At 59.1% G+C, this 11884-nt stretch carries 10 protein-coding genes and 1 tRNA gene; 3 read left to right on the forward strand and 8 right to left on the reverse strand.

Annotated features, from left to right (window positions below; all coding sequences use genetic code 11):
- The first annotated feature begins 125 nt into the window (after positions 1-125).
- Positions 126-1223 carry a branched-chain amino acid aminotransferase gene (locus tag GRI44_RS06955; protein ID WP_160600642.1) on the forward strand — a complete coding sequence of 366 codons (1098 nt, stop codon included), beginning with the start codon at positions 126-128 and terminating at the stop codon, positions 1221-1223.
- 124 nt (positions 1224-1347) lie between these two features.
- Here the strand turns inward: GRI44_RS06955 and GRI44_RS06960 are convergent, their stop codons facing one another.
- The 7 genes from GRI44_RS06960 to GRI44_RS06990 all read right to left on the reverse strand — a co-directional run bounded on the left by GRI44_RS06960 (position 1348) and on the right by GRI44_RS06990 (position 9780).
- Positions 1348-2256 carry an OmpA family protein gene (locus GRI44_RS06960; protein ID WP_160600643.1) on the reverse strand — a complete coding sequence of 303 codons (909 nt, stop codon included), beginning with the start codon at positions 2254-2256 and terminating at the stop codon, positions 1348-1350.
- A 227-nt stretch (positions 2257-2483) separates the two neighbouring features.
- Positions 2484-3587 (reverse strand): FAD-dependent monooxygenase, encoded by a 1104-nt coding sequence (locus GRI44_RS06965; protein ID WP_160600644.1) that lies wholly within the window; start codon positions 3585-3587, stop codon positions 2484-2486.
- Positions 3584-4249 (reverse strand): methyltransferase domain-containing protein, encoded by a 666-nt coding sequence (locus GRI44_RS06970; protein ID WP_160601341.1) that lies wholly within the window; start codon positions 4247-4249, stop codon positions 3584-3586. The genes GRI44_RS06965 and GRI44_RS06970 overlap by 4 nt, the downstream gene beginning before the upstream one ends.
- Positions 4250-4285: 36 nt before the next feature.
- Positions 4286-5338, reverse strand: a complete 1053-nt coding sequence (locus GRI44_RS06975) for a type III polyketide synthase (RefSeq protein ID WP_160600645.1) — start codon at positions 5336-5338, stop codon at positions 4286-4288.
- Between the two features lie 148 nt (positions 5339-5486).
- Positions 5487-6389 carry a DMT family transporter gene (locus GRI44_RS06980; protein WP_332872372.1) on the reverse strand — a complete coding sequence of 301 codons (903 nt, stop codon included), beginning with the start codon at positions 6387-6389 and terminating at the stop codon, positions 5487-5489.
- Positions 6379-8445, reverse strand: coding sequence for an NAD(+) synthase (locus GRI44_RS06985; protein ID WP_160601343.1), 2067 nt, complete (start codon positions 8443-8445; stop codon positions 6379-6381). The genes GRI44_RS06980 and GRI44_RS06985 overlap by 11 nt, the downstream gene beginning before the upstream one ends.
- A gap of 321 nt (positions 8446-8766) precedes the next feature.
- Entirely contained in the window at positions 8767-9780 is a 1014-nt protein-coding gene (locus tag GRI44_RS06990; protein ID WP_160600646.1) for a DNA topoisomerase IB, read from the reverse strand.
- A 142-nt stretch (positions 9781-9922) separates the two neighbouring features.
- Between GRI44_RS06990 and yghU the strand changes: the two genes are divergently transcribed.
- Complete coding sequence (gene yghU / locus GRI44_RS06995) at positions 9923-10777, forward strand: glutathione-dependent disulfide-bond oxidoreductase (RefSeq protein ID WP_160600648.1); 855 nt, start codon at positions 9923-9925, stop codon at positions 10775-10777.
- A gap of 132 nt (positions 10778-10909) precedes the next feature.
- Positions 10910-10984, forward strand: a tRNA-Gln gene (locus tag GRI44_RS07000).
- 566 nt (positions 10985-11550) lie between these two features.
- On the opposite strand, the gene GRI44_RS07005 is transcribed toward GRI44_RS07000, so the two are convergent.
- Positions 11551-11859, reverse strand: coding sequence for a hypothetical protein (locus GRI44_RS07005; RefSeq protein ID WP_160600650.1), 309 nt, complete (start codon positions 11857-11859; stop codon positions 11551-11553).
- Between the last annotated feature and the right edge of the window lie 25 nt (positions 11860-11884).

Genomic DNA, 11884 nt, shown 5'->3' on the forward strand with positions numbered 1-11884 from the left:
TCATTTGTGGCGTCTCTGTTGCGCCTGAAATATGCTTTTCATTTGTTGCGACAAAATCATCTTGTGCTTGCCAGATGTTTCAGAAGAAACTAACCGCCGCTTCCGAATTTCCGAGGATTTCTGCTATGGCCGATGCACTGGCATCACAATTTGCCCATCATCCCCACCCTGCTCCCACGTCCGCTGCCCTGCGTGATGCTGCCATAGCCGATCCTGGTTTCGGCAAGGTCTTTTCAGACCATATGGTGTCGATTGAATATGATGCGGACAAAGGCGGCTGGCACAGCCCGCAGGTCGGCCCGCGCACGCCGATCATGCTTGATCCGGCAGCATCGGTGTTGCATTATTCGCAGGAGATATTCGAAGGCATGAAAGCCTACAAGCAGGCTGACGATACGCTTGCCCTGTTCCGCCCCACAGCCAATGCCGCACGGTTCAACGCCAGCGCCACGCGCATGGCGATGCCGCATCTTCCCGAAGACATGTTTGTGGAAGCCGTCCGCCAGCTCGTTCACATTGATCGCGACTGGTTTCCCACGGTCGAGGGCGGTTCGCTATATTTGCGGCCCTTCATGTTCGCGACAGAAGCGTTTCTGGGTGTGCGCCCGGCAACCCAGTATAAATTCCTCGTCATTGCCAGCCCGGCCGGAAATTACTTCAAATCAGGCGCGCCAGCCGTTTCCATCTGGATCAGCGACTATTCCCGCGCTGCGCCGGGCGGCACTGGTGCAGCCAAAACAGGCGGAAATTATGCCGCCAGCCTTGTCCCCACTGCCGAAGCTTTCGCCAAGGGGCATGATCAGGTGCTGTTCCTCGATGCGGTCGAGCACAAATGGGTCGAGGAACTGGGCGGAATGAACCTGTTCTTCGTATTTGACGATGGCACGATGATTACCCCGCCGCTTACCGGAACTATCCTGCCCGGCATCACCCGTGACAGCCTGCTGCATCTGGCCCGCGAAGAAGGGCTGACCGTGCGCGAGGAACCATACAGCATCGACCAGTGGCGCAGCGATGCTGCCAGTGGCCGCCTTGTGGAAACCATGGCCTGCGGCACGGCGGCGGTAGTGACGGCGGTTGGCCATGTGGCCGGGCCGGATGGCGATTTTACCATCGGGTCGGGCGGCCCGGGCCAACTGACCATGAAGCTGCGCGAACAGCTTGTCGGCATCCAGCGCGGCGCCATTCCCGATACCCACGGCTGGGTCATGAACCTGGGGTAATTTTGCGCGGGCCCCTTTGAGGGCTGGCCCCTCTGATGGCCAGCACGCGTAAAAACAGACGGTGTTGTTTGAAAAGATGTGAGGTCAGCGCGCTGGGCGTGACCTCACATCTCTTTGCGTTCGCTTACAGTCCATCAAGACCTTTGCTGACGAGCACGTTGACTGACACGCGGCGGTTCTGCGCCTTGCCTGCTGCGGTATCATTGCTGGCCATCGGGTCGGCTTCCGCCATTCCGGTTGGAGTCAGCATCCGGTAGGGTTTCCAGCTACACGCCTGTTGCAGATGATTGACCACCCGGCCGGCACGTTTTTCACTAAGGGCCTGGTTCACGTCCTCGGTACCGGTGGAATCGGTATAACCGACGACCAGCAACAGCGCATTGTCCATCACTTCAGCTTCGGCAGCGGCAGCGCAAAGTTCATTTTTGGCACTGGCGGAAAGCACCGATTTGCCCGTGTCGAAATAGACATTGGTCGTGCTTTTGACGTTATATTTGTCAATATCCCCCAGGCGCCCGCGCAGCGCCTCTGTGGCGGCGGCATTCTGGTTGATGGCAGCGCCATGTTCGTCAAACCGCTGGGCCGTTCCGCTGCGGATCATGCTGGCGGTCTTCAGATCATTCCCGCGGAAATTGATCTGTTTGGCAATCAGCATGCCGCCCCATTGCACGGTTTTGATCGACACTGGCAAACCGTTCAGCAATGCATCTGCCTCAAGCCTGCTCTTGCTGAGGCCAAACAACCCCTTGCTCGATCGGACTTGCGTAGCATCGGACAACAGCACGACGGTGCTGCTGCCATCATCATTGGCAATCTGAATCCGTTCACCGCTGCGGGCAGCGATGATACCGCCTACTTCAGGTCCATCGGCCAATTCGGAAATATCTGCCGGAACCTGACCATTAACGGTAATATCGGCAGTTTGCGCATCGTTCTGCTGCGCCGATGAGCTGGCAGAAAGGCTGGCAGAAACGGGTACTGCGATCATGGCAAGCGCCAGCATCGCCCTTGAACGGTTGGAAACAACAAGCATCGGAAACGTCCTTCTATCAAATTCAGCAGGCCGTGTGTTCAGCCCCACCTTTCTGGCACATGAACCCAGCCGCCAGAACCTGTGTTTGTGTAGATGGCCGGACCACACAATGCGGCGAACCGAAGCAAAGCCTGCACAAAACGGGGGCTTTTGACCTGTCCGCAAGCGGCAGAATACGGTTTCAGAACGGCGCCAAACCAAAATCTGGCGCGCTAAGCTTCTGCGGTTCAGCCAGCGATTCTGCTGGCGCGCATGGCGATATTGGTTAGCCATGGGGCAAGGCGCGCCATTCTGACCAGCGGCGCGGCAAGGGTGCGGCTTTCCGCCGCTTCCCAGATCAGCTTGGCGACTGCCACCGGGCGACGGGCTGCCTGCGCCATTGCACGCTGGTAGCCTGTTGCTGCGCCAGCGCCGCCGTCCAGCCAGTGGCGCGCGGCCATGGCCCCGCTGGTGAGGGCAATCGACATTCCTTCCCCCGCCAGCGACGGGATGACGGCGGCCTGATCACCCAGCCGGAACAGGCCCGCCTGCGTATCTTTGGCAACGTAGCCATAAGGCACAGCGCCGATGCTATCCACGCCCAGATCAGGCGCGGCAAACGCCAAACGTTCCCCAAAATGCCGATGCGCGGCGGCCAGCTGGTCCAGCAATACACGCGGGTTGCCCCCGGCAGCCAGAAGCATGGATTTTCGCAGGGCAAGACAGACATTGGCGCTGCCATCTTCCTGACAGACGATACCGGCATATCCGCCGGGAAACAGGTGCAATTCTATTTTTCCCGCCAGCAGCCGTGTCAGTCTGGCTTGTGGCGGAATACGTATCCGCAGGCCCAGCGCCGGATCGTCAGCCTGCCGCGGCCTTGCCTGGCCTCTGACGTCATGCTTGCCTGCTGCCAGAAAAATGCTGCGTGCATGAAATTCCTGCCGCTCACCCAGCGCAGCCTGCGGGGACAATGTGCGGATACGGTCGATTTCCAGCTTTGCGCCGCTGGACACTGCGTGCCTGCGCATCGCTGTATCCAGCGCATGGCGCGACAGGCCAAAGCCGGTGGCGGGCAGCGCGGCTTCAGCCGTAACGTCGCCCGCATAAAGCGCCAGCCGTTCGACCCGGTGCGCGCCAAGTTCGGCAAGGTCGATCCCGATGGCGCGCAATTGTTCTGCACTGCGCCAGCTGAGAAAACCGCCGCACAAGGCATCGCCAACCACCGCATCCCGGTCAATCAGCGTCGGCTTTGCGCCTGCCCGCGCCAGAGTGATGGCGGCCATGCACCCTGCCGGCCCTGCCCCGATTATCAGGGGGCTATCTGCAGCAAGGGCGGCGCCTGTGCTCATCGGATTGCTTCAACGCACAGCCGGAAAGGAAATGCGCGATACACACGCGCGTCAGATATTCCGGCGCTAGCCAGCAGCGGCGTCCATTCGTCGGGGCGATAACTGCGGGCGATGGACAAATGGCCGTCATGCTTCACGATCGGGTGCCACCGCATCAACCATGCCAGCACCGGCCAACCAACATAGGCAAAGCCATGCCGGTGCAGGTCATTTACCATCCATCCCGCCTTGGCCTCGCGCTGCATGAATTGCAGGAATCGGACCAACTGGTCATGCGTCATGTGATGCGCGACCAGGCTGGAAATGATGCAATCAAATCCGTTGCCGGTCAGCCCTTCGGCCAAATCATTATAATCGCCCGCACGATATACTATCGGCATATCTTGCGGCGTCACATCGCGTGCGGCCATCACGCTTTTTTCATTCAGGTCGACGCCGACCAGTTCCGCTGCGATGCCCCGGCGCTGTGCCCAGCGCGCAATCATGCGCAGCATGTCGCCATCGCCAAAGCCGACATCGAGCAGGCGGAAACTTTTCCGACTTCCGACCGCGCGGTCCAGAAACGCCAGAGTCGGCCAGTGCGCCATTGTCACGCGGTTAACTGCCGCCAGATCATGCAGCACATCTGTATATGTGTCCGGTTCGAGCGCGGGATCATCCATCAGCTCTTCTTCAAGACGGCGCTGGGCCAACACCTGTCAGTCGCCCCCGGTCCAGCCGAAATGCAGCCCTTCCATTGCCAGCCCCGGCCCAAACGCCAGCGCGACGCCGCGGGCGGGCTGATGCTTCATTATCCGCTCCAGCACGAACATCAGGGTGGATGATGACATATTGCCGCATTCGCGCAGCACAGCGCGGGAATCTTCCAGCGAGCCGCGCGCAAGTTCCAGCCCGTTTTCGACCGCGTCCAATATGGATCGACCGCCTGCGTGAATTGCCCATGCGTCAATCTGGCTGACATCCAGCCCGCCGGTAATGGCGGCCCGCACTTCCGGCCGCGCGATTGCGGCGGCAATCCGGTTGGGAACATCGCCAGAAAGGCGCATTTTGAAACCGGTGTCGATAATGTCCCAGGTGATGAGGTCGGCACTGTCTTCCAGCGCTGCTGCAATGCCTGAGTGCAATTCCAGCCCGGCCCCTGACGCACTGACGATGGCAGCAGCCGCGCCATCGCCAAATTGCGCGCCCGCCAGCAGCGGCTCGATATCGATTTCCTGCTGATGATGCAGCGTGCTCAATTCCACCGTCACCACCAGCACCCGTGCCTCAGCTTCGGACCGGACAATATGCCGAGCCGTGCGCAGCGCCGTGACAGCGGCATAGCAGCCCATGAACCCGATCAGCACCCGCTCCACATCATCGGCCAGCCCAAGACGACGGGCGATGATCTGGTCCACACCCGGTGCGACAAAACCGGTGCAACTGGACACCACAATATGGGTGATCCGGCCAAGGTCCGGCAATTTGGCAATGGCTTTCAGCGCCAATTCGGGCGCAGCCGTGGCATAAATCTGCATCCGTTGTGCGGTGCCGGGCGCATCTGGCCCGCCATACAGCCCCTCACCCTGATGCAGCCGTGCATCTTGCGCGGAAAGTACCGACCAGCGATGTTCTATCCCTGACCGGTCCGCCATCCGTTCATACAGCTTCGCCTCGCGTTGGCCTTCCAGTTGCAGGAGTGCCCAGCGCCGATAATCCTGCTCGAAATCCAGTTCGGGAATTGCCGTCGCGAGTGCGTTGATGCGTGCCATGAATGCTTTCTGGTTCGGGGGGCTGTGTCTGAGAACGGATCATACACTGCTTTTATCCTGCGCGGGCAGCTTTTTCGGGCATTGGCCTGCAGGAACACGCATGTGCTGTGTATCAGGTCAGACAATCATGTGGGCGGTTTTGTCCCGATCAAAGCCGCGTTCGCACCAGCATCGCTTTTGCAAAGGTTCTGCTGGGCCGCAGAAGAATAACCAGCACCCCTGCGATTGCCAGCGCCCCGCCAGTCAGCAGAGCCGGTCCGATCGTGTCACCTGTAATCGCTGCGCCCAGCGCAATCGTCCAGAGCGGGGTCATCAGCGTCAGCGGCGCGATCAGATTGGCATCATGGCGCTGCAGCAATCTGAAATACAGCGTATGCGCGCCGACAGAAACCACCAGCGCCGAAAACAGCAGGCAGGCAAAAAATGCCAGCGGCGCAGCAGCCACAGCAGGTAACGGGTCCGCTTCCAGCGCGGCAGACAGGGGCACCAGCACCAGCACGGATGCCAGCGCCGCCCATGCCTGAAGGCCGAGTGCCGAAATTTCCAGACGTTTGATCAGCACGGTGCCAAGCGCGCCGACAATGGCGGATGCACCGATAAACAGCAGGCCGGTGCTGCTTTGCCAGCCAGAGGGAGAGGCGACGGCGACCACCACGCCGATGAATGTCAGCAAAATGCCCATTGCGCGCCGCCAGCCGACTTTTTCGCCCAGCAGCGCAATGGCAAACAACACCGTCAGCGGCGCGCCGGACAGGCTGACGATGGCTGCCGACGACGGGCTGGCTTCGCGCAGGCCCACAAACAGCAGCGCAAATGATCCGCCGCTGATGGCCAGACCAAACAGCAGCGCCTGCCCCCACTTTTCGGGCACCGGACGCAGGAAGGGGAGCAGCACTGCCAGCACCAGTAACGAGCGTGCAGCGGCATAGAACAGCGGCGGCACTTGCAGTTGGTCGACCACAATCTTGCTGACAATAACATTCAGCGACCATGCAAAACAGATGATCGCCAGCAGCGCAAAACTGCGGGCTGGCAAGCGGTCAGGCGTCACCACCGGGCACCCGGTCCTGCAATTCGGCGATCCACAGGTCGGCCACCGCATCGCTTGGTGCGCGCCAGTCGCCCCGTGGGCTCAACGCGCCGCCCGCGCTCACTTTCGGCCCATTGGGCATGGCGCTGCGTTTGAACTGGCTGAAGCCGAAGAAACGGCGGAGGAAGTTTTCCAGCCATTTGCGGATCGTGGCCAGATCATACTGGTTCTTCTTCGCGTCGGGAAAGCCGGCGGGCCATTCCCCGGCTGCCGCATCATGCCAGGCATGCCATGCCAGAAACGCCACCTTCGACGGGCGCTGCCCGTAACGGATGATATGGTGAAGGAAGAAATCGTTTAATTCATACGGCCCGACCATGTCCTCGGTGCTCTGCATATTGCCATCAGCGCCTGCCGGCACCAATTCCGGGGAGATTTCCGTATCGAGAATGGCAAGCAGCACCGCGTCACATGCGGCATCAAATTGCTCTGTGGTGGTGGCCCAGCGGATGAGATATTGGATCAGCGTCTTGGGCACGCCTGAATTGACCCCGTAATGGCTCATCTGATCGCCCACGCCATAGGTGCACCAGCCCAGCGCCAGCTCGCTCAGATCGCCCGTGCCGATGACGAAGCCCTTGTGCTGACCCGACAGGCGGAACAGATAATCGGTGCGCAGGCCCGCCTGCACATTTTCAAATACGGTATCATAAACCGGCTCGCCATCGGCAAAGGCATGGCCAATATCTTCCAGCATCCGGCTGGCGGCAGGCTTGATGTCAATTTCTTCAGCGGTGATGCCCATGGCCTGCATCAGCTTCCACGCGTTCGATTTTGTGCCGTCGCTGGTTCCGAAACCGGGCATGGTATATCCGCGAATGAAGCTGCGCGGCAGGCCCATCCGGTCGCAGGTTTTTGCCGCCACAATCAGCGCATGGGTGGAATCCAGCCCGCCTGAAATGCCGATAACCAGGCTTTTGGCATGGGTCGCCTCGATCCGGCGCATCAGCCCGTCCACCTGGATATTGAAGGCCTCGTAGCAATCTTCATCCAGCCGGTGCGCCCGGTTGGGCACGAATGGGAATCGGCGCAAGGGACGAATTAACCCGATGTCGCCAGTTGCATTGTCATGTTCAAATGTGATGGTCCGGAAACTGTCTTCCGGCCGGCCAGCATCTTCGGCTGCATCGTTGAATGTCTGCATCCGCATCCGTTCACCCAGAATGCGGTCGCAATCCACATCAGCAATACTGAGTTCCGGGTGCAGGCCGAAGCGTTCGCTTTCGGCCAGCAAATCGCCCAGTTCATAGGTCATGCCCTGCCCGTCCCACGCCAGATCGGTCGTGCTTTCACCGTGCCCCGATGCTGAATAGACATAGGCTGCCACCGCGCGGCTGCTTTGCGCGCGGGCCAGCAAATGGCGTTCATCGGACTTGCCAATGGTGACGTTGGATGCCGAAAGATTGGTCAGGATGGTGGCACCTGCCAATGCGCCCATTGTCGATGGTGGCAGCGGCGCCCAGTAATCCTCGCAGATTTCCATGTGGAAGATGAAGCCTGGCACATTGCTGGCAGCAAAAATCAGATCCGTGCCGAAGGGGACTTCCTCGCCATCAATATCGATCCACAGCCCTTTGGCCGCGCGGCCATTGGCAAACCAGCGTTTCTCGTAATATTCGCGGTAATTGGGCAGGAAACTTTTGGGCACCACACCCAGCACAGCGCCGCCGCCAATGGCCAGCGCGCAATTGTAAACCCGCCCATTACGCCGCAGCGGCGCGCCCACCAGCAGCACTGGGGTCAGCCCTTCTGTCGCTGCGGCAATTTCACTCACCGCGCGCTCCACCGCGTCCAGCAAGGCAGACTGCAGATGCAGGTCATCAATCGCATAGGATGAAATGCACAATTCCGGATAGACCACCAGATCGACATGCGCGTCATGCGCAATTCTGGCCTGTTGCAGAATGGCGGCGGTGTTAAATGTAACATCCGCTGTCCGCACATCGGGCGTACTGGTCGCCACGCGAACAAAACCGTGGCTGTGGAGCGAATGAAACAGGTGCTGCTTGCTGGTCATGGATGCGCTGCTCTTATGGGAAGGAATATCTGATTTACCGGGATGATGGCCCGGTTCCAGCCAGTCATCGGCGCTGGCGATGCCCAGCAACGCCAGTTGCCGCTGGACGGCAGGGCGCGGTATCTTGCCCCTTGTCTCCCACCCATAAACCGTGCGGCTGGGCCAGGGGTCAGGAACGCCATATTGCTGGCCGAATTCACCAGCCGAAAGCGGGGGTGAATGTGTTTCGCGCCATGCGCGTATCTTTTGCCCGGCCCTATGCATGCTTAATGAGTATCCTATAGGGATACAGTGTGGCAAGCGGATTACGTAGCTCGTGCGTCAGGCAGCCAGCAAATCAATCGAGCCTGGGCTAGCCTTGAGAAATTCGATCAGACCGCGCTCCTGGCGCGACAGCCACTTGGTCATGCGCGGCATCTGATGCTGGCCGCGCCATTCATTCTGCCCATCGACTAAACCAATCACCGCCGGGTGGATATAACTGCGCCGGGTTACAGCGGGCGTATTGCCCAGCTTGCCCGCCACTTCTTCCAGCAGGGTCTTGATCGTAAGCGCGTCCTGCGCGGATGCCAGCATGTTGAACGCCAGCACGCTGGCATGCCAGGTGCGGAAATTCTTGGCAGTGAAATGCTGGCCCATCGTGTCCGACAGATAGGCATTTACGTCGCATGATTTGACCGTGCGGCTTTCGCCTTCATCGTCCACATATTGGAACAGGTTCTGACCCGGCAAATCCTGCATCTTGCGCACAAATTGCGCCAGGCTGCGGTCGGTCAGCGTAACCATACGCATCTTGCCGGATTTGCCGCGATATTTCAGCCGCAGCGTATTTCCCGTCACCGTGGCATGGCGCTGGCGCAGGGTGGTCGCGCCAAAGCTTTTGTTCTGGCGGGAATAGGTCTCGTTCCCCACCCGCACAGCACCCAGATCCAGCAGGCGGACAACGCTGGCGATGGCCCGTTCGCGAGTCAGTTTGCGTGACCGCAGATCGGCTTCGACCCGTTTGCGAACCAGCGGCAGGAGGCTGCCGAAAGTGACACATCCGTCAAATTTCTCGCTTTCCTTCATCGCGCGGAAATCTGGATGATAGCGATATTGCTTGCGCCCCTTGGCATCCATGCCGGTGGCCAGGATGTGGCCGTTGGATGCAGGGCAAAACCACGCATCGACATAGGCGGGCGGAAGGGCAATTGCATTCAGCCGCTTTCGCTCAGCATCCTCTTTGATCAGCGAACCATCGGGGTCATAATATGACCAGCCCTTGCCTGCCCGTTTACGCGTTATGCCGGGCAGGTCATCATCAACGTAAATGAGCTTGGTTGGGTGCGATGCCATAATTGCCTCAACCCGCTGATCTGCCATTGAGTTCCCGCGAACCCGCTCGCCTCTGCTCCGCCCCAATCGGGCGACGGTCTTGCACATTGCGGGCAGGTGCCCCATCCCGCTTAGGAAAGCTGACTTCATCCAAGGATAAAAAATGGTCGACCCCACCTATAACCCGCCCGAAATCTGGACCAATGACACAGAAAACGGCGGCAAATTTTCTTCCATCAACAGGCCCACTGCGGGCGCACGCGAAGACCGCGACCTGCCCGTGGGCGAGCATCCGTTCCAGCTCTATTCCCTCGCCACGCCCAATGGCGTGAAAGCCAATATCATTTTTGAAGAATTGCTGGCGGCTGGCCACAGCGATGCAGAATATGATGCGTGGCTGATCGATATCAGCAGCGGAATGCAATTCACCAGCGGGTTTGTGGATATCAACCCTAATTCCAAAATTCCGGCCATGGTCGATCGCAGCGGGGCAGAGCCTGTGCGCGTGTTCGAATCCGGCGCGATCCTCATGCATATGGCGGAAAAGTTTGGCCAGTTCCTGCCCACCGGTGCTGGCCGGGCAGAAGTCCTGAGCTGGCTTTTCTGGCAAGTCGGTAGCGCACCCTTCATCGGCGGCGGTTTCGGGCATTTTTACGCTTATGCGCCGGAAAAATACGAATATCCGATCAACCGTTATGCGATGGAAACCAAGCGCCTGTTCGACGTCGCCAATAATCGCCTGGCGCAAACACAGTATCTGGGCGGGGACGATTATACGATTGCCGACATGGCGACCTATCCGTGGTTGGCGCCCTTTGTCAGTGGCACCATTTATGGCGATGCCCGCACCTTTCTTTCCATCCATGAATATGAACATGTCATCCGCTGGGCAGAAGACATCGGCCAACGCCCCGCCGTGCAGCGGGCGCGTATGGTCAACAAAACCTGGGGTGAGGAAGACGAGCAATTGCGCGAACGCCATTCCGCGGCCGATTTCCCTTCGCCCGCAGCCGATTAACCGCCGCGATCAAAAGCATGTGCAGGGCTGCGCGATGGGCAAAGCCAGCCCTGGCCAAGACAATTTTGCATACCCCCTTCCCATCCACGGCGCGGACGCTATAGAGGCGTCCGCGCTGCATGGCAGCGTTGCTGGGGTGTAGCCAAGCGGTAAGGCACCGGTTTTTGGTATCGGCATTCGCAGGTTCGATCCCTGCCACCCCAGCCATTTTTCCGACATAGCTTAAGCTTCTGAAAAAACTCAGGTTTCTCTGCGAGTCCAAACCGTGTGGTACCCTGCCGTGGTACCCCGTGATGGTTTCGATTTAAGGACCATGATTCGTCATTGCGCTCAAGGCAAGTCAGCAAACCTGATCTGGCTACTTTTCCACTGATCTATGCACATGATTTAAGGGCGCGCATTGCCATCAAATCAAAAGTCGCGTCCGTTCTCGCGATCTCCAAACATCGTTAAATAGACGGTCGTGTATTAGACAAGTCATTCGTCGCTGCGGCGCTATCGGGCTGAAAAAGACAATTTGCAGTAGTATGGCAAAGAGTGCGGCACTCAACGACACTGAAATCTTCAGGGACTAGGCAATATTCAGAAAACGGCAGGAGAACGACCGCCACGCTCTCTAAACCCGCCATTATTTCGTCTGAATGATATCGAAAGAAGCATAGATCCCCTAAAAGATTTTCATTATTTAATAATAAATTCAAGACCATATTCGCCTTAATCGATCGTAAGGGGGTCATGGGTCATGATAAATATTTTTCGGAAGCGTTTTGCAATCACATTGCTTGCTGGGGTCGCATCAAGCGCATTAGCAGGTTGTGGTGGAGGCGGTTCGGTCTCATCCACGCCTGCTCCACCTGTTTCAATGCCATCTCCTGCCCCCACACCGACACCCACTCCTGTACCGACCCCAACCCCAACTCCAACTCCGCCCCCAACTCCAGCTCCGGCACCAGCACCTGCTCCGGCTCCTGCGCCAGCACCAGCACCTGCACCTGCACCTGCACCAGCTCCGGCACCAGCTCCTGCACCGGCTCCTGCACCTGCGCCTGCGCCTGCTCCTGCTCCGATGCCTTGTGAGCCAAACTGCGCTCCAGTCCCTCCGCCAAC

This window comes from Allopontixanthobacter confluentis (assembly GCF_009827615.1).
Lineage (GTDB): Bacteria > Pseudomonadota > Alphaproteobacteria > Sphingomonadales > Sphingomonadaceae > Allopontixanthobacter > Allopontixanthobacter confluentis.

Bases quoted from the DNA above. Each gene is read 5' to 3' on its own strand.
- GRI44_RS06960 (WP_160600643.1), bottom strand. From the start codon at position 2,256: ATGCTTGTTGTTTCCAACCGTTCAAGGGCGATGCTGGCGCTTGCCATG.
- GRI44_RS06965 (WP_160600644.1), bottom strand. From the start codon at position 3,587: ATGAGCACAGGCGCCGCCCTTGCTGCAGATAGCCCCCTGATAATCGGG.
- GRI44_RS06990 (WP_160600646.1), bottom strand. From the start codon at position 9,780: ATGGCATCGCACCCAACCAAGCTCATTTACGTTGATGATGACCTGCCC.
- yghU (WP_160600648.1), top strand. From the start codon at position 9,923: ATGGTCGACCCCACCTATAACCCGCCCGAAATCTGGACCAATGACACA.
- GRI44_RS06985 (WP_160601343.1), bottom strand. From the start codon at position 8,445: ATGACCAGCAAGCAGCACCTGTTTCATTCGCTCCACAGCCACGGTTTT.
- GRI44_RS06975 (WP_160600645.1), bottom strand. From the start codon at position 5,338: ATGGCACGCATCAACGCACTCGCGACGGCAATTCCCGAACTGGATTTC.
- GRI44_RS06955 (WP_160600642.1), top strand. From the start codon at position 126: ATGGCCGATGCACTGGCATCACAATTTGCCCATCATCCCCACCCTGCT.
- GRI44_RS06970 (WP_160601341.1), bottom strand. From the start codon at position 4,249: ATGGATGATCCCGCGCTCGAACCGGACACATATACAGATGTGCTGCAT.